General features: G+C 58.2%; 18 protein-coding genes. 10 read left to right on the top strand and 8 right to left on the bottom strand.

Translation table 11 applies throughout. From position 1 onward, the window contains the following. Positions 1–14 precede the first annotated feature (14 nt). Positions 15–665, top strand: a complete 651-nt coding sequence (gene rcsB / locus IM284_RS11130) for a response regulator transcription factor RcsB (RefSeq protein WP_006176468.1) — start codon at positions 15–17, stop codon at positions 663–665. 112 nt (positions 666–777) lie between these two features. Here the strand turns inward: rcsB and rcsC are convergent, their stop codons facing one another. Together rcsC and gyrA are read right to left on the bottom strand one after the other, a co-directional pair. Further along, positions 778–3624 carry a two-component system sensor histidine kinase RcsC gene (gene rcsC / locus IM284_RS11125; protein ID WP_047367976.1) on the bottom strand — a complete coding sequence of 949 codons (2847 nt, stop codon included), beginning with the start codon at positions 3622–3624 and terminating at the stop codon, positions 778–780. 134 nt (positions 3625–3758) lie between these two features. After that, positions 3759–6395: a DNA topoisomerase (ATP-hydrolyzing) subunit A gene (gyrA, locus tag IM284_RS11120; RefSeq protein WP_028013903.1), complete on the bottom strand. Its 2637-nt coding sequence runs from the start codon at positions 6393–6395 to the stop codon at positions 3759–3761. A 146-nt stretch (positions 6396–6541) separates the two neighbouring features. Here gyrA and ubiG point away from each other — a divergent pair, with 146 nt between their 5' ends. From ubiG to yfaE, 4 genes are all read left to right on the top strand, one after another. Then, a complete protein-coding gene (gene ubiG / locus IM284_RS11115) occupies positions 6542–7270 on the top strand; it encodes a bifunctional 2-polyprenyl-6-hydroxyphenol methylase/3-demethylubiquinol 3-O-methyltransferase UbiG (RefSeq protein WP_020690665.1) in 729 nt (242 codons plus the stop codon). A 347-nt stretch (positions 7271–7617) separates the two neighbouring features. Beyond that, the gene (nrdA, locus tag IM284_RS11110; RefSeq protein ID WP_028013905.1) at positions 7618–9903 is read left to right on the top strand and encodes a class 1a ribonucleoside-diphosphate reductase subunit alpha; all 2286 of its coding nucleotides are present in this window, start codon (positions 7618–7620) and stop codon (positions 9901–9903) included. A 49-nt stretch (positions 9904–9952) separates the two neighbouring features. Continuing rightward, positions 9953–11083, top strand: coding sequence for a class Ia ribonucleoside-diphosphate reductase subunit beta (nrdB, locus tag IM284_RS11105; RefSeq protein ID WP_041908962.1), 1131 nt, complete (start codon positions 9953–9955; stop codon positions 11081–11083). Further along, positions 11083–11337 (top strand): class I ribonucleotide reductase maintenance protein YfaE, encoded by a 255-nt coding sequence (yfaE, locus tag IM284_RS11100; protein ID WP_047367977.1) that lies wholly within the window; start codon positions 11083–11085, stop codon positions 11335–11337. The genes nrdB and yfaE overlap by 1 nt, the downstream gene beginning before the upstream one ends. Positions 11338–11360: 23 nt before the next feature. Here yfaE and glpQ read toward each other — a convergent pair whose 3' ends face one another. Together glpQ and glpT are read right to left on the bottom strand one after the other, a co-directional pair. Beyond that, positions 11361–12413 (bottom strand): glycerophosphodiester phosphodiesterase, encoded by a 1053-nt coding sequence (gene glpQ / locus IM284_RS11095; protein WP_041908960.1) that lies wholly within the window; start codon positions 12411–12413, stop codon positions 11361–11363. Positions 12414–12424: 11 nt separating this feature from the next. Continuing rightward, complete coding sequence (gene glpT / locus IM284_RS11090) at positions 12425–13777, bottom strand: glycerol-3-phosphate transporter (RefSeq protein ID WP_028013908.1); 1353 nt, start codon at positions 13775–13777, stop codon at positions 12425–12427. A gap of 250 nt (positions 13778–14027) precedes the next feature. Between glpT and glpA the strand changes: the two genes are divergently transcribed. The 3 genes from glpA to glpC are packed head-to-tail and all read left to right on the top strand — an operon-like array spanning position 14028 to position 18050. Further along, positions 14028–15656 (top strand): anaerobic glycerol-3-phosphate dehydrogenase subunit A, encoded by a 1629-nt coding sequence (gene glpA, locus IM284_RS11085; protein ID WP_047367979.1) that lies wholly within the window; start codon positions 14028–14030, stop codon positions 15654–15656. Next, positions 15646–16863 carry a glycerol-3-phosphate dehydrogenase subunit GlpB gene (gene glpB / locus IM284_RS11080; RefSeq protein ID WP_047367980.1) on the top strand — a complete coding sequence of 406 codons (1218 nt, stop codon included), beginning with the start codon at positions 15646–15648 and terminating at the stop codon, positions 16861–16863. The genes glpA and glpB overlap by 11 nt, the downstream gene beginning before the upstream one ends. Beyond that, complete coding sequence (glpC, locus tag IM284_RS11075; protein ID WP_047367981.1) at positions 16860–18050, top strand: anaerobic glycerol-3-phosphate dehydrogenase subunit GlpC; 1191 nt, start codon at positions 16860–16862, stop codon at positions 18048–18050. The genes glpB and glpC overlap by 4 nt, the downstream gene beginning before the upstream one ends. A gap of 33 nt (positions 18051–18083) precedes the next feature. On the opposite strand, the gene IM284_RS11070 is transcribed toward glpC, so the two are convergent. From IM284_RS11070 to tctD, 4 genes are all read right to left on the bottom strand, one after another. Continuing rightward, on the bottom strand, positions 18084–19283 hold the full coding sequence (locus IM284_RS11070) for a nicotinamide mononucleotide deamidase-related protein YfaY (RefSeq protein ID WP_041908955.1): 1200 nt from the start codon (positions 19281–19283) through the stop codon (positions 18084–18086). Between the two features lie 93 nt (positions 19284–19376). Beyond that, the gene (locus IM284_RS11065) at positions 19377–19916 is read right to left on the bottom strand and encodes a YfaZ family outer membrane protein (protein WP_047367983.1); all 540 of its coding nucleotides are present in this window, start codon (positions 19914–19916) and stop codon (positions 19377–19379) included. 128 nt (positions 19917–20044) lie between these two features. Continuing rightward, positions 20045–21454, bottom strand: coding sequence for a sensor histidine kinase (locus IM284_RS11060; protein ID WP_041908953.1), 1410 nt, complete (start codon positions 21452–21454; stop codon positions 20045–20047). Further along, positions 21441–22115 (bottom strand): transcriptional regulator TctD, encoded by a 675-nt coding sequence (gene tctD, locus IM284_RS11055; RefSeq protein ID WP_028013915.1) that lies wholly within the window; start codon positions 22113–22115, stop codon positions 21441–21443. Before tctD ends, IM284_RS11060 begins: the two co-directional genes overlap by 14 nt. Positions 22116–22252: 137 nt before the next feature. On the opposite strand from tctD, the gene IM284_RS11050 reads away from it, so the two are divergent. Both IM284_RS11050 and IM284_RS11045 read left to right on the top strand, forming a co-directional pair. Further along, positions 22253–23233: a tripartite tricarboxylate transporter substrate binding protein gene (locus IM284_RS11050; RefSeq protein WP_047363034.1), complete on the top strand. Its 981-nt coding sequence runs from the start codon at positions 22253–22255 to the stop codon at positions 23231–23233. Between the two features lie 11 nt (positions 23234–23244). Then, entirely contained in the window at positions 23245–23676 is a 432-nt protein-coding gene (locus IM284_RS11045; RefSeq protein WP_014884622.1) for a tripartite tricarboxylate transporter TctB family protein, read from the top strand.

Genomic DNA, 23676 nt, shown 5'->3' with positions numbered 1-23676 from the left:
AGGTAGCCTTATACATGAACAATATGAACGTAATTATTGCCGATGACCATCCGATTGTACTGTTCGGTATTCGCAAATCACTTGAACAGATCGAGTGGGTGAATGTAGTCGGTGAATTTGAAGACTCTACAGCACTGATCAATAACCTCCCAAAGCTTGATGCGCACGTGCTCATTACCGATCTCTCTATGCCTGGAGACAAATACGGTGATGGGATCACGCTCATCAAATATATTAAACGTCACTTCCCTGACATCTCGATTATTGTTCTGACCATGAACAACAACCCGGCGATCCTGAGCGCCGTGCTGGATCTGGATATCGAAGGAATTGTGCTGAAGCAAGGCGCCCCGACCGATCTGCCAAAAGCGCTGGCTGCGCTGCAGAAAGGCAAGAAGTTCACGCCTGAGAGCGTCTCTCGTCTGCTGGAAAAAATCAGCGCGGGTGGCTACGGTGACAAACGCCTGTCGCCGAAAGAGAGCGAAGTTCTGCGCCTGTTCGCCGAAGGTTTCCTGGTGACCGAGATTGCCAAGAAGCTGAACCGCAGCATTAAAACCATCAGCAGCCAGAAAAAATCAGCAATGATGAAGCTGGGCGTGGACAACGATATTGCCCTGTTGAACTATCTCTCCTCCGTTACGCTGAGCGCATCGGATAAGGATTGATCCCCCACTGTAAATGCCGGATGGCGCTCACGCTTACCCGGCCTACAGAACCCGTAGGCACTCGCAAGCGCAGCGCCGCCGGGCAAATAAAAAAGGCCCTTACGGGCCTTTTTTATATTCTGGTTTTTCTCACGCGATCCGCATAAACAGACAGCGTTTGTTTGAGCACGTCCAGCGTCACCGGTTTCGACAGGCAGCTGTCCATGCCCGACTCCAGACAGCGCTGTTTCTCTTCCGCCAGCGCGTTCGCCGTTACGCCCACGACAGGCAGCGTCAGGCCAAGCTGTCGGATGCGCTGCGTCAGCCGGTAGCCGTCCATGTTAGGCATGTTGACGTCGCTCAGCACGATATCAATATGATTTTTACTCAGCACATTCAGCGCATCCACGCCGTCATTGGCGGTTTTGCACTGGTAGCCCAGCGATCCGAGCTGGTCAGCCAGCAGGCGGCGGTTAATCGGATGGTCATCCACCACCAGAATCATCATATCGTCATTCACTGACGCCAGACCTTCCGGTGACGGCAGCGCGACTGCACCGTCGTTCTCTTCCAGCTCGACTTTATAGATACGGGCCAGCAGGCTCAACAGCTCATGCGGCGTTGCGACGCTGTGCACCCATTCCCCCGGCGCACGTTCAACCGGAATGCCAATGTGGCGACGGCAGAAGAGCACCGTTCCTCTCCCCTGCCACGGCTGTTCCGGCATCTCGTCGGCGATGAGCACATCGTCCACGTCCGGCGTCTGGCCTTCATAGCGGCAGACCCTCACGCCGCTATGGGCGAGCAGCGCCGTCAGATAGTCATTCAGCGAGGCATTGTTGACCGCCAGCCAGCAGCGCTTATCGTTCAGCCCGTCAACCGTGGCTTTTGCCGGATACTGCGCGGAATAGAGTGGAATGCGGATCGTGAACTGGCTGCCCATGCCGGGCTCGGTATCCACGGAAATGTCACCGTCCATCATGCTGACGAGCTTCTCGCAAATCGCCAGCCCCAGACCGGTGCCCTGGAAGTTACGCTGCACGCCGGTGCCGACCTGGAAGAACGGATCGAACAGACGCACCACCTCTTTGGCCGGTATGCCCACCCCCGTGTCGCGCACGCGGATGCTGAGGTAATCTCCCGCCCGGCAGACGTGTAGCACAATGCAGCCGATATCGGTGAATTTGATGGCATTGCTGAGCAGGTTAGAGATGACCTGCTGCAGGCGCATCGGGTCGCCGTGCAGCGTCAGCGGCACGTCCGGTTCGATGAAGCAGTAGAGCCCCAGCTGTTTACGCACCACCAGCGGCAGATAGTTGGCGCTGATGTGGTTCATGACCTCACGCGGCGAAAACTCGCGCGGCTCAATTTTCAGCTGCTCAGACTCAATTTTAGAGAAGTCGAGAATATCGCTGATGATCTTCAGCAGCAGGCTGGAGGAGTTGTTCATCGCCGTTACCAGCCGGTCGACGCCTTTCGGCAATTCCTTCGTCTGCAGCAGATCGAGGTTACCGATAATCCCGTACAGCGGCGTACGTAGCTCGTGACTGACGGTAGCCAGGAACATGGATTTCGACTGGCTGGCCTGCTCCGCGGCCTGCGCCATCTCCTGCAGCGACTCTTCCATCTTCACGCGCGCGGAGACATCCACCAGCACGCAAATCGCTACGTTTTCATTACGATAGCGGGAATGAACAAAGCTGATCTGCAGGTTAGTGTGGGTGCTGGTGAGCACGTCGACAAAGTTCACCTGCTGGCCGCAGATGATTTGCGTCAGCCTTTGCCGGTCCTCGTGCGTCAGCATGTTCAGGTAGTTGTGCGCCAGCTCGTTACTCAGGATGTTGGTCCCGTCCTGGGTACGAAGAATGCAGATCCCCACCGGAGCCGAGGCGACAATCTTGCGGTTGAACTGCTCGTGCTCCTCCAGACGCTGGGCGTCACTTTCGGCGGGAATAAAGATTCTCCGCTCATACATGCGCGCCAGCGTAAACAGCGCCCCGCCCACCAGCAGGTTCAGCAGGATCGCATTCATAATAAGAATGCGTATCCGCTCAAGGACCATATCCACCGGCAGCGAGTAAACAATGCTCAGCGACGATGGCGGCAGGCTTTTTTTCAGCACCAGCTCGCGGAAGCCGGAGGTGTAGCCAAACCATGAGCGTTCCTGCATCCAGTGCGGATCGACGTTCAAACTTTTATCCGGCCCGGCGAGTGAGATCAGCTGATGCCCGTTTTCATCCAGAATGGTCACGCCCATCGGCAGGCTGCCCGGCGTGAAGAAGTTTTCCATGCGGATGGTCTGTTCAATCCCCAGCAGCGCCTGCAGACGATTGCCCAGGTAGACCGGCGTCAGCGCGTAGAAATAGCCCACGCCCATGCGCGGCCCCTGGCTAATCCAGAAAATGTTGTTCCCGCGCTCGTCCTGCGGCGCATTGCGATATTTCACAATACGCTCGTGCAGGCTTTTCAGCGCATCATCGCGCTCGACGGGCACATCGCGCAGGCCAAAGTCAGCCATGCAGAGGTTTTCACTGCCAATCAGGAATACGCGGTTGAGATCGTAAGCGGCGGAGAAGTTGTCGCGCCAGTAGCGCATAAACCAGGCGAGGGATTCCAGCGACCCGCGCCAGGTGCTGCTCATGGTGGAGCAATCCGAGTCCGGGAACAGCGGCTGGAAGTCCGGTACTTCGGTTTTATCATTGCGCCCGCGCAGGGCAAGAATACCGTTTTCTGCCGTCAGCCGATTTTCGGCAATATACTTCAGCTCCTTCATCACGTCAGACGTTCGCTGAATGTAGCGCTGGGCCTGATCGGAGCTTAAATTAAACTCCTGGCGGATCTCCGCTTCTTTCTGGTTCAGCGCATTGACGATGTAAAACACCGACAGCAAGGCCACCAGCAGCCAAAGCAGGAGCGCCAGCGCCCGGAACAGATAGCGAGAAACTTTCAGCGTGGTACGAAAGGAGACGAGGTATTTCAAAGGGGCGAGGCTCCGCCGTCGGGGTCAAAAGAATGTGGTTAAGGTAGCGGTAAACGCGGCTTGTCGCAACGTTCACGTATCTGCATCTGCAAAAGAAAAGGGCCGGAATCCGGCCCTTTATGCGTCAGAAGAGATTACTCGTCAGCGTCATCCGCTGCGTCGTCGTCGCTCTCTGCTTCCGGTGCGATTTCATCATCACCTTCCGCGACGCTGCCGTCGATGGAATCGAGCTCTTCGTCGTCCACAGGCTCAGCAACGCGTTGCAGACCGACCACGTTTTCATCTTCCGCCGTACGGATGAGGATAACGCCCTGGGTGTTACGGCCCACCACGCTGATCTCGGATACGCGCGTACGCACCAGCGTACCGGCATCGGTGATCATCATGATCTGGTCGGCATCGTCCACCTGCACCGCGCCCACAACGGACCCGTTGCGCTCGGTGACCTTGATGGAGATAACGCCCTGCGTGCCGCGTGACTTGGTCGGGTATTCGCTTTCCGCCGTACGTTTACCGTAGCCGTTCTGGGTGACGGTCAGGATTGCGCCTTCGCCACGTGGAACGATCAGGGAAACAACGGAGTCTTCACCCGCCAGCTTAATACCGCGCACGCCGGTCGCCGTACGACCCATTGCGCGCACGGCGTTCTCTTTGAAGCGCACCACTTTACCGGCCGCAGAGAACAGCATCACTTCATCAGAACCAGAGGTCAGATCCACACCGATCAGCTCGTCGCCTTCGTTCAGGTTCACCGCGATAATCCCGGCGGAACGTGGACGGCTGAACTCGGTCAGCGCGGTTTTCTTCACGGTACCGCTGGCGGTCGCCATAAAGACGTTCACGCCCTCTTCGTACTCGCGTACCGGCAGGATGGCGGTGATACGTTCGTTCGCTTCCAGCGGCAGCAGGTTGACGATTGGACGACCGCGCGCGCCACGGCTCGCTTCCGGCAGCTGATAGACCTTCATCCAGTACAGACGGCCACGGCTGGAGAAGCAGAGGATCGTATCGTGGGTGTTAGCCACCAGCAGACGGTCAATGAAGTCTTCTTCTTTAATACGCGCCGCAGATTTACCTTTACCGCCACGACGCTGTGCTTCGTAGTCGGTCAACGGCTGATACTTCACGTAGCCCTGGTGAGACAGGGTCACTACCACGTCTTCGCGGTTGATCAGATCTTCAATGTTGATATCAGAGCTGTTGGCCGTGATTTCAGTACGACGCTCGTCGCCGAACTGATCGCGAACCAGCTCAAGCTCTTCGCGGATCACTTCCATCAGGCGCTCGGCGCTACCCAGGATGTGCAGCAGCTCAGCAATTTGCTCCAGCAGTTCTTTATACTCGTCGAGCAGTTTTTCATGCTCAAGGCCGGTCAGCTTCTGCAGGCGCAGATCCAGAATCGCCTGGGCCTGCTGTTCAGTCAGGTAGTACTGACCGTCACGCACGCCGAATTCAGGCTCGAGCCACTCAGGACGCGCGGCGTCGTCGCCGGCACGTTCCAGCATCGCCGCCACGTTGCCCAGATCCCACGGGCGCGCAACCAGCGACGCTTTCGCTTCTGCCGGCGTCGGCGCACGACGGATCAGCTCGATGATCGGGTCGATGTTCGCCAGCGCAACCGCCAGTGCTTCAAGGATATGAGCACGATCGCGCGCTTTGCGCAGTTCGAAGATGGTACGACGGGTCACCACTTCGCGGCGGTGACGCACGAACGCGCTCAGGATCTCTTTCAGGTTCATGATCTTCGGCTGACCATGGTGCAGCGCAACCATGTTAATACCGAAGGAGACCTGAAGCTGAGTCTGGGAGTACAGGTTGTTCAGCACAACCTCACCCACCGCGTCGCGCTTGATTTCAATCACGATGCGCATACCGTCTTTGTCAGACTCGTCACGCAGCGCGCTGATGCCTTCAACGCGTTTCTCTTTTACCAGCTCGGCGATTTTTTCAATCAGACGCGCTTTGTTCACCTGATACGGGATCTCGTGAACAATGATAGTTTCACGGCCGGTTTTGGCGTCCGCTTCTACTTCGGCGCGGGCACGGATGTAAATCTTGCCGCGACCGGTGCGGTACGCTTCTTCAATGCCGCGACGACCGTTGATGATCGCCGCCGTCGGGAAGTCCGGGCCCGGGATGTGTTCCATCAGCCCTTCAATGCTGATGTCTTCATCGTCGATATAGGCCAGGCAGCCGTTGATCACTTCCGTGATGTTGTGCGGCGGAATGTTGGTCGCCATACCCACGGCGATACCGGACGAGCCGTTCACCAGCAGGTTAGGGATCTTCGTTGGCATAACGTCAGGAATTTTTTCCGTGCCGTCGTAGTTATCAACGAAATCAACCGTCTCTTTTTCCAGGTCGGCCATCAGCTCATGGGCAATCTTCGCCAGACGGATTTCCGTATAACGCATTGCCGCGGCGGAGTCGCCGTCGATAGAACCAAAGTTACCCTGACCATCTACCAGCATGTAACGCAGCGAGAACGGCTGCGCCATACGGACAATGGTGTCGTACACCGCGGAATCACCATGGGGATGGTATTTACCGATTACGTCACCAACGACACGGGCAGATTTTTTGTAGGCTTTATTCCAGTCATTGCCCAATACGTTCATGGCGTAAAGTACGCGACGGTGTACCGGCTTCAGGCCATCGCGGACGTCCGGCAGCGCACGGCCAACAATGACCGACATCGCATAGTCCAGATAGGAGCTTTTCAGCTCTTCCTCGATGTTAACCGGTGTAATTTCTCTCGCAAGGTCGCTCATCTAACCGCTATCCCTCTACTGTATCCCGGATTCAAAGGTCGCAAATTATAACACAGCCGCGGTGATACAGGTAAACCTATACGCTTTATTCACAGGGATTGCCTGATATACTCATTTGTCTTGCTAAATAAGGAGTAAAAGCGCCCATGAATGCCGAAAAATCCCCGGTGGCACACAACGTTGACCACGAAGAGATTGCCAAATTTGAAGCGGTGGCGTCCCGCTGGTGGGATCTCGAAGGTGAGTTCAAACCGCTGCATCGCATTAACCCGCTGCGTCTGGGCTATATCGCGGAGCGTTCCGGCGGTCTGTTCGGTAAGAAAGTGCTCGACGTCGGCTGCGGCGGCGGCATCCTGGCGGAGAGCATGGCGCGCGAAGGGGCCACCGTCACCGGCCTGGACATGGGCTTCGAGCCTCTACAGGTTGCCCGTCTTCATGCGCTGGAGTCCGGTATACAGGTGGAATATGTGCAGGAAACCGTGGAAGAGCACGCGGCAAAACATGCCCACCAGTATGATGTGGTGACCTGCATGGAGATGCTGGAGCACGTTCCGGATCCGCAGTCGGTGGTAAACGCCTGTGCAAAACTGGTGAAGCCGGGCGGCCAGGTCTTCTTCTCGACAATTAACCGCAACGGTAAAGCCTGGCTGATGGCCGTGGTCGGCGCAGAATATGTGCTGCGCATGGTGCCGAAAGGGACGCACGACGTGAAGAAGTTTATCAAGCCTGCTGAACTGCTGGGCTGGGTTGACCAGACGTGGCTTAAGGAGCAGCACATCACGGGCCTGCACTACAACCCACTAACGGATAAATTCAAACTTGCCCCGGGCGTGGATGTTAACTATATGTTGCATACAACCGCCAAAAACGACTAACGTCATCCGTTATTCTTATAATGATTGCGCGACATCATGTTGCGCAATTCTGACCTCCCGTTGAAGAAATCAGCACTCGATCAAATTTTGAATTTTTTTTCTAAATTATTGACATCTCTTCCAGGCCTTACGGTACGAGGACTTACGCTTTTTTACCCTTTCACAACCTCAATTTAACCTCAAAATCAACCCTTGTGCTGAAAAGATTCGATACTAGAATACTCACCATATAGCGTTTTTCTTATCGCAAACCCCCTATATGTAGTATTTATCCACAGAGTTAGTCACAAGACGGATCTGTGGATAAGCGGGGGATATTTTTTATTTCACGGACAGGTAAAACCCACATGAATCAGAGTCTGCTGGTGACAAAGCGCGACGGTACTACCGAGCGTATCAATCTGGACAAAATCCATCGAGTTCTCGACTGGGCAGCAGAAGGACTGAATAACGTATCTATATCCCAGGTTGAACTGCGTTCTCACATTCAGTTCTACGACGGCATCAAAACGTCTGATATCCACGAAACCATTATCAAAGCAGCGGCGGATCTGATCTCCCGCGACGCACCGGATTATCAGTACCTCGCTGCGCGTCTGGCGATTTTCCACCTGCGTAAGAAAGCCTACGGCCAGTTCGAGCCGCCGAAGCTTTACGATCACGTGGTGAAAATGGTTGAGCTGGGCAAATACGACACGCATCTGCTGGAAGACTATACGGAAGAAGAGTTCGAGCAGATGAACGGGTTTATCGATCACTGGCGCGACATGAACTTCTCCTACGCGGCGGTGAAGCAGCTCGAAGGCAAATACCTGGTTCAGAACCGTGTGACCGGTGAGATCTACGAAAGCGCCCAGTTCCTCTATATTCTGGTGGCTGCCTGCCTGTTCTCAAACTACCCGCGCGACACCCGTCTGGACTACGTGAAGCGTTTCTACGATGCGGTATCGACGTTCAAAATTTCTCTGCCAACGCCGATCATGTCTGGCGTGCGCACCCCTACCCGTCAGTTCAGCTCCTGCGTACTGATCGAGTGTGGTGACAGCCTGGATTCCATCAACGCCACCTCCAGCGCCATCGTGAAATACGTCTCCCAGCGCGCCGGTATCGGCATCAACGCCGGTCGCATCCGCGCGCTGGGCAGCCCGATTCGCGGCGGTGAAGCGTTCCACACCGGCTGTATCCCGTTCTACAAGCACTTCCAGACGGCGGTAAAATCCTGCTCTCAGGGCGGCGTGCGCGGCGGCGCAGCGACCCTGTTCTACCCAATGTGGCACCTGGAAGTGGAAAGCCTGCTGGTACTGAAAAACAACCGCGGCGTGGAAGGCAACCGCGTGCGTCACATGGACTACGGCGTGCAGATCAACAAGCTGATGTACACCCGTCTGCTGAAAGGGGAAGACATTACCCTGTTCAGCCCGTCCGACGTCCCTGGCCTGTACGACGCGTTCTTCGCCGATCAGGACGAGTTCGAGCGTCTGTACACCAAATATGAAAAAGACGACAGCATCCGTAAACAGCGCCTGAAGGCGGTAGACCTGTTCTCCCTGATGATGCAGGAGCGCGCCTCTACCGGCCGCATCTACATCCAGAACGTTGACCACTGCAACACCCACAGCCCGTTTGATCCGGCGGTTGCGCCAGTTCGCCAGTCTAACCTGTGCCTGGAGATCGCCCTGCCGACCAAACCGCTGGAAGACGTCAACGACGAAAACGGTGAAATTGCGCTGTGTACGCTGTCCGCATTCAACCTGGGTGCCATCAAGAGCCTGGACGAGCTGGAAGAGCTGGCCGTGCTGGCGGTACGTGCGCTGGATGCCCTACTGGACTACCAGGATTACCCAATCCCGGCCGCTAAACGCGGCGCAATGGGCCGTCGTACCCTGGGTATCGGCGTGATCAACTTCGCCTACTGGCTGGCGAAAAACGGCAAGCGTTACTCCGACGGCAGCGCTAACAACCTGACGCACCAGACGTTCGAAGCGATTCAGTACTACCTGATGAAAGCCTCTAACGAGCTGGCGAAAGAGCAAGGCGCGTGCCCGTGGTTCAACGAAACCACCTATGCAAAAGGCATTCTGCCGATCGACACCTATAAGAAAGACCTGGATGCGATCGTCAGCGAGCCGCTGCACCTGGACTGGGAAGGCCTGCGCGAGTCCATCAAAACGCACGGCCTGCGTAACTCCACGCTCTCTGCCCTGATGCCGTCCGAGACCTCTTCGCAGATCTCTAACGCCACCAACGGTATTGAGCCACCGCGCGGCCACGTCAGCATTAAAGCGTCGAAAGACGGCGTGCTGCGTCAGGTGGTGCCGGATTACGAAACGCTGGGCAACAACTACGAACTGCTGTGGGAGATGCCAAACAACGACGGCTACCTGCAACTGGTGGGTATCATGCAGAAGTTTATCGACCAGTCGATCTCTGCCAATACTAACTACGACCCGACGCGCTTCCCGTCCGGCAAGGTACCAATGCAGCAGTTGTTGAAAGACCTGCTGACCGCCTACAAATTTGGCGTGAAAACGCTGTACTATCACAACACCCGTGACGGTGCAGAAGACGCGCAGGACGACCTGGTACCGTCAATTCAGGACGATGGCTGCGAAAGCGGCGCATGTAAGATCTAATGAAGGGCGGGGATATCCCCGCCTTTATTTCGTAAGACAGGACACACTCATGGCATATACCACCTTTTCACAGACGAAAAACGACCAGCTCAAAGAGCCAATGTTCTTCGGCCAGCCGGTCAACGTGGCACGCTACGATCAGCAAAAATATGACATCTTCGAAAAGCTGATTGAAAAGCAACTCTCCTTCTTCTGGCGTCCGGAAGAAGTTGACGTTTCCCGCGACCGTATTGATTACCAGTCGCTGCCGGATCACGAAAAGCATATTTTCATCAGCAATCTGAAGTACCAGACGCTGCTGGACTCCATTCAGGGCCGTAGCCCGAACGTGGCGCTGTTGCCGCTGATCTCGATTCCTGAGCTGGAAACCTGGGTGGAAACCTGGGCGTTCTCTGAGACGATCCACTCCCGCTCTTACACCCACATCATCCGCAACATCGTGAACGATCCGGCGGTGGTGTTTGACGATATCGTCACTAACGAGCAGATCCAGAAGCGCGCGGAAGGCATTGCGCACTACTACGACGAGCTGATCGAGATGACCAGCTACTGGCATCTGCTGGGCGAAGGCACCCACAGCGTGAACGGCAAAACCGTTACCGTGAACCTGCGCGCGCTGAAAAAGCAGCTGTACCTCTGCCTGATGAGCGTTAACGCCCTGGAAGCGATCCGCTTCTACGTGAGCTTCGCCTGCTCCTTCGCCTTTGCCGAGCGTAAGCTGATGGAAGGCAACGCCAAAATCATCCGTCTGATCGCTCGTGACGAAGCCCTGCACCTGACCGGCACCCAGCACATGCTGAACCTGCTGCGCAGCGGTACGGACGACCCGGAGATGGCGGAAATCGCTGAAGAGTGCAAGCAGGAGTGCTACGACCTGTTCGTGCTGGCGGCTCAGCAGGAGAAAGAGTGGGCAGACTACCTGTTCCGCGACGGTTCCATGATTGGTCTGAACAAAGATATTCTGTGCCAGTACGTGGAGTACATCACCAACATCCGCATGCAGGCGGTTGGTCTTGACCTGCCGTTCCAGACGCGCTCTAACCCGATTCCGTGGATCAACACCTGGCTGGTATCCGATAACGTGCAGGTTGCGCCGCAGGAAGTGGAAGTGAGCTCTTATCTGGTCGGTCAGATTGATTCTGAAGTCAACACCGACGACCTGAGCGACTTCCAGCTCTGATGACGCGCGTAACGCTGAGCCTTTCTGGCACCGAAGTGCTGTGCCAGGATGAGCACCCTTCCCTTCTGGTGGCGCTTGAAGCGCATCAGGTGGAGGTAGAGTACCAGTGTCGTGAAGGCTATTGCGGCTCCTGCCGCTGCCGTCTGGTCGCAGGCCAGGTGGACTGGCTGACCGAACCGCTGGCCTTTATCAGTGAAGGGGAAATTTTGCCCTGCTGCTGCCGGGCAAAAGGCGATATTGAGATCGAGATGTAAAAAAGGGCCTTACGGCCCTTTTTCTATTTTAAGAACGTCACCGCTTTATCCGGGAAATCCGTAAACAGCCCGTCCACGTCCGCCTGCTTATACAACACCTCGTAAAGCTGATTCACATCGGTGGCATATGGCGGCAGCTGGTCGGCACGCACCGTGTACGGATGCACCTGCATCTTGCTGGCGTGCGCCTCTTTCACCATCGCCGTCAGCTTCACGTGGCCAGGCGTTGAGCCTTCCGCCACCAGCATGTGATAATCCGGCCCGATGCCGTCAGCGTACTGCGCAATCTGCTTCATCGCGCCCGGCTTGAACATCCAGTCGTAGCTGTAGTTCACCCACTTCCCGTCCGGCTGTTTCTCCTGGGTTTCGTTCCAGTCGGTGTAGGCAATCAGCTGCACCAGATTGAGATCCATCCCCATCTTCGGCTCCAGCTCGGTTTTGATGCGCTTCAGCTCGGCTGCGTCAAAACACTGCAGGTAAACTTTGTCCTTCTTGCTGGTGTAGCCGTACTGTTTCAGCACCTCCAGCGTCTTCGCGGCAATGTCCTTCCCTTCCTGATGGTGGAACCACGGCGCTTTGATTTCCGGGTAGATACCGATGTTTTTACCGGTCGAGTGGTTCAGCCCCTGAACAAACTCAATCTCTTCCTGGAAGGTATGGATCCGGAAGTCAGATTTGCCCATCGGGAAGCGTCCCGGGTAGACCTGCACCTTCTTGCCGTTTTCAATCTCAAAGCCTTCGGTAAACTTCAGAGAGCGAATTTCATCCAGGGTAAAGTCGATGGCGTAGTAACGACCGTCTTTGCGCGCGCGGTCCGGGAAACGCTCCGCCACGTCCGTGACGCGGTCAAGATAGTGGTCATGCAGGACGACCAGCTGGTCGTCCTTCGTCATCACCAGATCCTGCTCCAGGTAATCCGCCCCCTGGGCATAGGCCATCGCTTTCGCCGGCAGCGTATGCTCCGGCAGATAGCCGCTGGCACCGCGGTGGGCGATAACGATTTTATCCGCCGCCAGGGCAGAGCCTGTCATCAGGCCTGCCAGCAGCAGGCCGGTGGTTAATGGGGTTAATTTCATCGCAATGCTCCTTATTGACGACGCGCCAGCACTTCCGCGTGGTGACGTTTCTCGCCGATCATCACAACAACCAGCAGCAGAACCGCCAGCACGCTGCCGCCGATCATCACCATAAAGCCGCCGTCCCAGCCGAAGAAGTCAACGGTGTAGCCCACGATAGCGCTCGCCGCGACGGAACCGCCGAGGTAGCCAAACAGACCGGTAAAGCCTGCCGCCGTGCCCGCCGCTTTTTTCGGCGCCAGCTCCAGCGCGTGCAGACCGATCAGCATCACCGGGCCGTAAATCAGGAAGCCGATAACGATCATACAGGCCATGTCTACTGATGGGTTACCCGGCGGGTTAAGCCAGTAAACGACAGTCGCGATGGTCACCAGGGTCATAAAGAACACGCCCGTTGCGCCGCGGTTGCCTTTAAACACTTTGTCCGACATCCAGCCGCAAATCAGCGTGCCCGGGATCCCGGCATATTCATACAGGAAGTACGCCCAGGAGGATTTATCCAGCGCGAAGTGCTTCACCTCTTTCAGGTAGGTCGGGGACCAGTCGAGGATGCCGTAGCGCAGCAGGTATACGAACACGTTCGCCACCGCGATGTACCACAGCAGCTTGTTCGGCAGCACGTACTTCATGAAGATCTGTTTCGCGGTCAGCTCTTCTTCGTGCTTCTCGCTGTAGTCATCCGGATAGTCGTTTTTGTACTCTTCGATTGGCGGCAGCCCGCAGGACTGCGGTGTGTCGCGCATCAGGGCGAAGGCAATAATCGCCACCAGAATAGCACCAAAGGCAGGCATGTAGAGCGCCGCGTGCCAGTCGTTGAACCAGGCCATCCCCAGCAGGAACAGCAGAGGTGGAAGCCCGCCCCCGACGTTATGCGCGCAGTTCCACACCGACACAATGCCGCCACGCTCCTTCTGCGACCACCAGTGCACCATGGTACGTCCGCACGGCGGCCACCCCATCCCCTGGAACCAGCCGCAGAGGAACAGCAGCACGAACATGATGGCAATGCTGGACGTCGCCCACGGCACAAAGCCCATGAACAGCATGACCGCTGCCGCGAGGATCAGACCGGCGGGCAGGAACACGCGCGGATTCGAGCGGTCCGACACGGAACCCATGATGAATTTGGAAAAACCGTAGGCGATGGAGATCCCCGACAGCGCGAAGCCCAGGTCGCCGCGAGAGAAGCCCTGCTCCACCAGATACGGCATGGCGAGGGCAAAGTTTTTACGTACAAGATAGTACGCCGCATACCCGAAGAAGATCCCGAGGAAGATTTGCCAACGCAGACGGCGGTAGAGAGGATCGATCTCTGCCTCTGGCAGTCGCGCCCGATGCGGCGCAGGTTTGAAGATACTGAGCATAACAGCCTCCGTGGCCTTTCAAAAAATGACCAGGCATCTCGCGCCCGGTTACAGAGGCGGGGATGTTAAAAAAACATGCGGTTTGTTACTGTGAATCAACGCACAGATTGTTACAGAAATATGACAGAATGCGCAAAAAAGCGCATGAAATCACGTTTCAGTTTCGAATTTCGCGCGTTTATGTTCGAAATCAAACAAACCACACGTTCTATGTGGCTAAATGCTAAAAAACGAACATAGAGGAAAGGCAATGACAATTCACGATCCACGCTACAGCGATGTGATTATCATTGGCGGTGGCGCAACCGGCGCCGGCATCGCACGCGACTGCGCCCTCCGCGGCTTAAGCGTCACGCTTCTGGAGCGCCACGATATCGCCACCGGCGCGACGGGGCGTAACCACGGCCTGCTGCACAGCGGCGCGCGGTATGCGGTCACCGACGGTGAATCCGCGCGCGAATGCATCGCTGAAAACCAGATCCTCAAGCGTATCGCCCGACACTGCATAGAGCCAACCGACGGCCTCTTTATTACCCTTCCCGAAGATGACCTCGCCTTTCAGTCAACCTTCATAACCTCCTGTACTGCAGCGGGCATTCAGGCGGAGGCCATGGATCCGGCGCTGGCCCGGCGGCTGGAGCCATCGGTGAACCCGACGCTGATCGGCGCGGTGAAGGTGCCTGACGGCACCGTCGATCCGTTCCGCCTGACCGCCGCCAACATGCTGGACGCCCGCGAGCATGGCGCGCGCATTCTGACCGGACATGAAGTGACCGGGCTTATCCGCGAGGGTCATCGCATCTGCGGCGTGCGGGTGTTTGATACGCAGTATAACGAGCACAGCGAGCTGCACGCCGCCGTGGTGGTCAACGCGGCGGGGATCTGGGGCCAGCGCATCGCAGAATACGCGGATTTATCCATCCGCATGTTCCCGGCCAAAGGTTCGCTGCTGATCCTTGACCACCGCATCAATAACCACGTCATCAACCGCTGCCGCAAACCGTCTGACGCCGACATTCTGGTGCCGGGCGACACCATTTCGCTCATCGGTACGACATCAACGCACGTTGACTACAGCGACATTGACGTCAACCGGGTCACTGCCGAAGAAGTGGATATTCTGCTGCGCGAAGGGGAAAAGCTGGCGCCGGTGATGGCGCAGACGCGTATTCTGCGCGCCTACGCGGGCGTGCGTCCCCTTGTCGCCAGCGATAACGATCCGAGCGGACGTAACGTCAGCCGGGGCATCGTGCTGCTCGATCACGCCGAGCGCGACGGCATGGACGGGTTTATCACCATTACCGGCGGCAAGCTGATGACCTACCGGCTGATGGCCGAGTGGGCGACCGATGCCGTGTGCCGCAAGCTCGGAAATACCGAACCGTGCGTTACCGCAGAACAGCCGTTGCCAGGATCGCGCCAGTCTACCGAAAAAACGCTGCAAAAAATCATCTCCCTGCCCGCGCCGCTGCGCGGTTCGGCCATCTACCGCCACGGCGACAGGACGCCGCAGTGGCTCGGTGAAGGACGACTGAGCCGCAGCCTGGTGTGCGAGTGCGAAGCCGTTACCGCAGGCGAAGTGCAGTACGCGGTAGAGAACCTGACGGTCAACAGCCTGTTGGATCTCCGCCGCCGCACCCGGGTCGGAATGGGGACCTGTCAGGGCGAGCTGTGCGCCTGCCGTGCCGCCGGGCTGCTGCAGCGTTTTCATACCACCACCGCCACCCAGTCGCTCGATCAGCTCAGCGCGTTTTTGAACGAGCGCTGGAAAGGCATTCAGCCTGTCGCCTGGGGCGATGCTCTGCGCGAAAGCGAATTTACCCGCTGGGTCTATCAGGGGCTTTGCGGCCTGGAGAAGGAGCAACACGATGAAATTTGATACCGTAATCGTCGGCGGCGGGCTGGCAGGCTTGCTCTGCGGCATCAAACTCACGAAGCAGGGGCTGCGCTGCGCCATTATCACCCGTGGCCAGAGCGCCCTGCACTTCTCGTCGGGATCGCTGGATCTGGTGGACGAAGCGTACCGCGACAGGCTGCCGCCGGAGCACCCGTATCACCTGGTTGGCGCGCAGCATATTGACCGCTTTGCGCTGGAAGCCGAAGCGCTGCTGGCGGGCTGCGGCGCGCGTCTGAAGGGAAGCGCCAGGCAAAATCACCGGCGCATCACGCCGCTCGGCACCCTGCGCTCCGCGTGGCTCAGCCCGGAGGAAGTCCCCGTGGCCCCCGTCAGCGCGGGACGAGTGCGGGTGGTGGGTATTAGCGGCTTTCTGGATTTTCAACCCCATCTCGCGGCGGCCTCGCTCTGTCGCCAGGGCATCTACGCCGACACGGCAGAAATAGAGCTGCCCGAGCTGGATATCCTGCGCGATAACCCGAGCGAGTTTCGCGCGGTGAATATCGCCCGTTTTCTGGATAACGAGGACAAATGGCCGCTGCTGTATGACGCGCTCAGGCCGCTCGGTGAAACCTGCGATGCCCTGTTAATGCCCGCCTGCTTTGGTTTAAACGACAACCGGCTCTGGCGCTGGCTCTCGGATCGTCTGCCCTGCACGCTCGGTTTACTGCCGACGCTTCCCCCTTCCGTACCCGGCATTCGTCTGCACACCCAGCTTCAGCGCCAGTTTGTTGCGCAGGGCGGCGTATGGATGGCGGGTGATGAGGTGAAAAAAATCACCCTGACCGACGGCGCGGTGAGCGAAATCTGGACGCGCAACCACGAGGATATTCCGCTTCGCGCCCGCTATACGGTGCTGGCGAGCGGGAGCTTCTTCAGCAACGGGCTGCTGAGCAGCCGGGAGGGCATCCGGGAAGCGATTATGGGGCTGGATGTGCGGCAAACCGCTTCCCGCGCGGACTGGTATCAGTGTGATTTCTTCACGCCGCAGCCCTGGCAGCAGTTTGGCGTAATTGTCGATAACCGGCTACATCCGCAGCTTTCCGGTATACCCGTCGGTAATCTTTTTGTCATCGGCTCGCTGCTGGGCGGATACGATCCGATCCCCCAGGGATGCGGCGGCGGGGTTTGCGCCGTCACGGCGCTGTATGTAGCCGAGCAGATTATCCAGCGCGTGGAGGCTGAACAATGAACGATACCCGTTTCGAAAGCTGCATTAAATGCACGGTCTGTACCACCGTCTGCCCGGTCAGCGGCGTAAACCCGCGCTACCCTGGGCCAAAGCAGGCCGGGCCAGACGGCGAGCGCCTGCGCCTGAAGGACGGCAGGCTGTACGACGAGGCGCTGAAATACTGCATCAACTGCAAGCGCTGCGAGGTCGCCTGCCCGTCGGACGTGAAAATCGGCGACATCATCCAGCGCGCCCGGGCGCGTTACAGCACGCAAAAGCCGACACTGCGCGATGCGATCCTGAGCCATACCGATCTGATGGGCAGCGTCTCCACGCCGTTTGCCCCGCTGGTGAATGCCGCAACCTCACTCAAGCCGGTGCGTCGGCTGCTGGATGCCACGCTTAAAATAGACCATCACCGCAGCCTGCCAAAATATTCTCACGGCACCTTCCGTCGCTGGTATAAAACCGTCGCGGAGCAGCAGGCGCAGTACGACGATCGGGTAGCCTTTTTCCACGGCTGCTATGTGAACTACAACCACCCGCAGTTGGGAAAAGACCTGCTGAAGGTGCTGAACGCTATGGGAACCGGCGTACAACTGCTTAGCAAAGAGAAGTGCTGCGGCGTGCCGCTGATTGCCAACGGGTTTACCGATAAAGCGCGCAGGCAGGCCAAAAGCAACGTCACCTCCCTGCGCGAAGCGATTGTCGGTAAAGGCATGCCGGTGCTGGCGACGTCGTCCACCTGCACCTTCACCCTGCGCGATGAGTATCCGCACCTGCTGGACGTGGATAACGCCGGACTGCGCGAGCATATCGAGCTGGCGACGCGCTTCCTCTGGCGCAAGCTGGACAGCGGAAAGACGTTGCCGCTGGGAACATTGCCGCTGAAGGTGGTCTATCACACCCCGTGTCATATGGAGAAAATGGGCTGGTCGCTTTATACGCTGGAGCTGCTGCGGTTAATTCCGGGGCTGGAGCTGACGGTGCTGGATTCGCGCTGCTGCGGCATCGCAGGCACCTACGGCTTTAAGCGTGAAAACTACGAAACCTCGCAGGCAATTGGCGCCCCGCTGTTCCGCCAGATTGAAGAGAGCGGCGCGGATATCGTGGTGACGGACTGCGAAACCTGTAAATGGCAGATTGAGATGTCCACCAGCAAGCGCTGCGAACATCCGATTACCCTGCTGGCGAAAGCACTGGGCTGAACGTTGCCGGGGCGAAAGGCCCCGGCACAGGCATTACTCAACGAACAGCGACTCGACAACGTTAATCCAGCCGTGCTCGCTGGCGACCTCTTTGCCGTTGAGCCAGCGGCGCAGCATATTCAGCGCCATCATGGCGCACACCTCCTGACGCACCGCCAGGCTGTGGCGGGTGATGCTCATTTTTACCCGCAGCGCCCAGGTGCCTTCCGGCGTCGCCAGCGCGAAGTTGAGGTAATCCTCATCCAGCCCGCCGACAAACAGCGCCAGACCGGCAAAATGCTTCACCCTTCTTTCGGAAGCCCAGCGGGCGGTTTGCGCCAGGGTCTCCTGCTGAAACGGCACCACTTCGCTGGCGAGCAGCGGCGCGTTGACGCGCGACAATTGCAGCGCCAGCAGGCCACCGGTGAACTGCTCGCTTAAGGTCACGCTGAGCTGGCGAGTCTGCAGATGTTTTGCAATCTGCTCAGGCAACCCTTCCGTCCCTTCAAAAATCAGGCTTTCGCCCGCCACGCGCTGCACCTCAGGCCACAGGGCCAGCATCGCCTCTTTCTGCGTGGCCGGTCCTGTTAATTTGAGTTCAATGATCGGCATAGAGGAGCGATAGCCCATGGACACGCCCGGCGGCAGCGGAAGATGGTCAAGGCTCTGGGCCAGATCGCTTTCCGAGCGGCCAAAGGTGGTCAGGCGCAGGCACAGCGGAGGTTCAGGCAGAGTAAAACGCTGGCGAAGGCGCGGCAGGATCTGCTGCTCGACCATTACCTTAAATTCGGAGGGCACGCCCGGCGTGAAGAACATCAGGCAGCGGTTCAGCTGCATGGCAAACCCGCATGCGGTACCGACCGGGTTATCAACCAGCTCGGCGCTGGCGGGAATTTCAGCCTGCTTGCGGTTGCTGGGAGCCATAACGCGTCCACGTTCGGAGAAGAAGCGTTCCATCTGCGAAAGCCACGCCTCGTGCAGCACCAGCCCTTCGCCTTTTGCGGTCGCGGCGGCCAGCGCGCTGAGATCGTCACCGGTGGGGCCGAGCCCGCCGTTCACGATCAGCACGTCGCACTGTTCACTGCGCTCGCGCAGAACAGCGACCAGTGACTCCAGATTGTCGCCCACGGTATTGCGGCGCGTTAACGGTAATCCTTGCTCAAAGAAAAGATCGGCAAGCCAGGCAGCATTGGTATCAATAATCTGTCCGTGCAGCACTTCGTCGCCGGTGGATAACATCTCCACGTTAATCATTGTGTTCTCCCGCTTATTTGGTCAAAACACTATAGCGCAAACGCGGGGTGGAGATGAGAGAAACTGGCGCGACGGAACGCCGCGCCGGAACGATTAGAAGCCTGCGCTCACGCCCACGTACGGGCCGTCAGCCAGCGCGTTATCGCGGTTGCCGTCTTTACCGGCAAGGTTCAGATAACGGTAGCCCGCTTCGATGGTAATCGGACGCATGATGGTCCAGCGCGCGCCGGCGTTGGCTTCTTCATAGCTGTCGATGCCGCTGGAGAGGGAATCCGGAGAGTAGTAGTACTCGCCAAACAGGCCGAAGCTGTCGCCAATTTTCCACTGCAGGCCGCCGCCCACTGCCGCTGCGTACCCTTCATCACCGTCATTTGGGTTGGTGTAGATACCTTTACCGCCAACGGTGGCCAGGAATGGGCCAAGAGGAATATTCAGACCGAGGCCGAGGCTTGCCGCGTCGCCGTCGTCATCGTTGTGCGTCCAGCCGCCGGTCATTGCCAGACCGGAGGTCTCAGTACCCATGCCAAAACCGAGGTGGGTATAGTCCTGACCCGCCGAACCATTAATGCTAATGGCGTTAGCCGCCGCAGATACAACCATCAGGCCGAGGCCCAGTAATGCCACTTTTTTCATTGTCGCGATCCTGCATAATTATAGAGAAGTCCCCAAAACCGCGAGATTTTAACCTGAGTCTGCGGGGGATCAAGCACTCTGCGTGCGGCGGACAGGAAGATTGTAACGATTTGAAACCCCCGGCTTTTTTACGTAAGCAGCAGAAAGCGCATTTTGACGCAAAGGCCACCCAGCGTTTCGCTGCGAGTCAGTTGCAAATGGCTGCGGTGCAGCCGGGCGATATCCCCCGCCAGCGCCAGCCCAATCCCGGAACCGGCGGCGTTCCCGACGTTGTCCAGACGGTGGAAAGGCTGCATCGCCTGGTAGATCTGATCCTCTTCAATGCCGGGGCCGCTGTCCTCAACGCTCAGCTCAACGGCGCCGCCATCCACGCGCAGGAATACGGTCACGGTCCCGCCAGCAGGCGTATATTTAATCGCGTTCTCCAGCAGGTTGGCGCACAGCTCGCCCAGCAGAACGTCATCGCCTTCGATCGTGACCGGCTGCTGTACACCGTCATATCCTAAATCAATCGCCTTGCTCCGCGCCTGCGCCAGCCGGGAAAAGCAGCAGTTCTGCACCACCTGAACCAGATCCACAGGCGTAAAATGACGATCCCCCTGCTCTTTTCCCTTCACCGCTGAAAGCTGCAGCAGCCGCTCGGTGAGCACGATAGTGTCGTCCAGGGTGGCATTCATTGCCCGCAGACTCTCCTGCCACAGGGCGGGATCCTGACGCGCGAGGGCGACGGAGACCTGGGTTTTAAGCACCGCCAGCGGCGTTTTGAGCTGGTGCGACGCATCCGCGTTAAAGCGTTCCTGACGCGAAAGCACGCCGCGCAGCCGGTCGATATAGCGGTTAAAGGCGACTATCAGCAGCCGGGTCTCCGACCAGGGCAGCAGCTCCGGCAGCGGTGCGAGCAGGCCCGGCTCGCGCCGCACCATCAGTGACGAAAGCTGGCGCATTGGGCGCAGCACGCGGCGCAGCAGCCATGCGGTCAGCACCAGCGTCAGCAGCACCAGCAGCCCCTGTGAAACCCAGGATGAAAAGAGCAGCTGGCTGGCGAGATAGCGGCGGGACTGGAGCGTCTCGGCGACGTAAATCTCCGCCATGCCAAAAACATTATCTTCATTTACGGGCTGCAGCAGGCGCGCCACCCGAATCGCCTGGCCGCGATATTCGGTGTGGTAAAACCAGGCCAGCGCCGGATAGAGCGTGGTGCGCGACGTCGCAGGCGGCATCTTCGGCAGATCGTCATAGCCGGAGATCACCCGTCCGTCGGGGTCGACCACCTTATAGTAGAGCCGGTCGTTCATGTTGAGCTCAAAGCTGTCGAGCACCACCCAGGGCACGTCCACCGCCAGCCTGCTGTTGCGCACCTCCAGCCGCTCGGAGATGGTGCGGGCAGAGGATAACAGCGTGCGATCGTAGGCCTGCGTGGCCGCCTGCAGCGCGCTAACGTAGCTGTTAAAGGCCGACAATCCCCACAGCAGCAGCAGCGGCAGACCCAGGAAAAGCAACAGCTGCAGATAGAGCGACTGCGGCTTAACCCACCTCATCGCCGCACTCCAGCACGTACCCAAGCCCCCGAAGGGTGGTGATCCGCACGCCGCTGCCGGTCAGCTTCTTACGCAGCCGGTGAATATAGAGATCGATGCTTTCAGGACTGACGTCGTCGTTCAGGCTGAACACCTGGTCGAAAAGCTGCTGTCGTGAAACCGGACGGGTCCGGCGGTGCATTAGCACTTTCAGCAGGGAGAGCTCCCGCGGCGTCAGGGAAAGCGGTTCATCGCGCAGCAGGAAAAAGCCCTCGTCGTCATACTCCAGCTCCCCAAGGCGCTGGCGCTCCTGCGTTCGACCCTCGCTTCGGCGCAACAGGGCGCGCAGACGCGCGTCAAGCTCCTCCAGCTCAAACGGTTTTGGCAGATAGTCATCTGCCCCGGCGTTCAGTCCCTTCACCCGATCCGCCACGTTGCTGCGGGCGGTAAGAAACAGCACCGGCAGCGTTTGCCCCCGTTTTCTGAGGCGGTGGACCACTTCCAGGCCGTCAAAACCGGGCATGCCGATGTCCAGAATAGCGACCGCGTAGTTTTCACCCTGCAGCAGATGGTCGGCGGCACGTCCGTCGGAGACGCAGTCCACGGCAAAGCCCTCCTGCACCAGCGCTTTCTCCAGCCAGTGAGCCAGCTCACGATTATCTTCTGCGAGTAAGAGACGCATGTCACATCCTGTAAAGTTGGTGTCCCGTTGAAAGGGAAATGAAAGGTTATTGTTTTAACAATCACGCAACGGAACCGCTACAAGGTGGTTCACATAATCAGAAAAAAAGACCCGTACCCCCGGCGTGAGGATAAACGATGAAAAAACAATTACTTTCTACCCTTGCTGCAAGCGTGTTGCTGTTGAGTACCTCTGTCGTTCAGGCCCAGGACGCTCCGTCCCGTACCGAATGTATCGCCCCGGCCAAACCGGGCGGCGGTTTCGATCTCACCTGCAAGCTTATTCAGGTCAGCCTGCTGGAGACGAAGGCCATTGAGAAACCGATGCGCGTCACCTACATGCCAGGCGGCGTGGGCGCGGTGGCCTATAACGCGATTGTCGCGCAACGTCCGGCGGAAGCGGGAACGGTGGTGGCCTTCTCCGGCGGCTCGCTGCTGAACCTGTCGCAGGGCAAGTTTGGCCGCTACGGTGTGGACGACGTGCGCTGGCTGGCGACCGTCGGCACCGACTACGGAATGATTGCCGTGCGTGCCGATTCCCCGTGGAAATCCCTGAAAGATCTGCTGACCGCTATGGAAAAAGATCCGAACAGCGTGGTGATTGGCGCAGGGGCGTCTATCGGCAGCCAGGACTGGATGAAAGCGGCCCTTCTCGCCCAGCAGGCGAAGGTTGACCCGCACAAGATGCGCTACGTGGCTTTTGAGGGCGGCGGCGAACCGGTCACGGCGCTGATGGGCAACCACGTTCAGGCCGTTTCCGGCGATCTCAGCGAGATGGTGCCGTACCTGAGCGGGGATAAAATCCGCGTGCTGGCGGTCTTCTCGGAAAACCGTCTGCCAGGCCAGCTGGCGAACGTCCCGACCGCCAAAGAGCAGGGTTATAACCTGGTCTGGCCGATCATCCGCGGCTTCTTCGTCGGGCCAAAAGTGACCGACGCCGAGTACCAGTGGTGGGTCGACGCGTTCAACAAGCTCCAGCAGACCGAAGAGTTTAAGAAACAGCGCGATCTGCGCGGACTGTTTGAGTTTAACCTGACCGGTAAGCCACTGGATGAGTACGTCAAAAAACAGGTGAATGACTACCGCGAACAGGCGAAAGCCTTTGGCCTGGCGAAATAACCGGAGGCGCTATGAGCGATCGTATTTTTGCCGGGATATGGCTGCTGCTCTGCGTTGGCGGGATGTTTGTCGCCTGGCAGATCCACAGCGAATACAGCTATGAACCCGTGGGACCCCGTCCCTTCCCGATGGGCATCGTCGGCCTGATGCTGCTCTGCTCGGTGGCGCTGCTGCTTCGCCACCCGGATACCGTCGAGTGGCCGCCGCGCCGCATTCTGCAGCGTCTGCTGGTGATGGTGATTGTCCTGCTGATGTATGCCTGGGGCTTTGAGTGGCTCGGCTTCCCGGTGGCGACCGCCATTCTGACGATGGTCATCGGCATGCTGTTTAACGCCACCCTCCCCGCGGCGGGGATCTCAGGCGTGGTGATGGGGATTTTACTGTGGTACGCCTTTGACCGCCTGCTGGACGTGACGTTACCGCTCGGCGCCTGGCTTAATTAA

The organism is Enterobacter cloacae complex sp. P12RS (assembly GCF_014895875.1).
In the GTDB taxonomy this organism is placed as follows: domain Bacteria; phylum Pseudomonadota; class Gammaproteobacteria; order Enterobacterales; family Enterobacteriaceae; genus Enterobacter; species Enterobacter bugandensis.
Note: the sequence above shows the minus strand (reverse complement) of the source record. Positions and strands in the feature narration are given on the sequence as shown.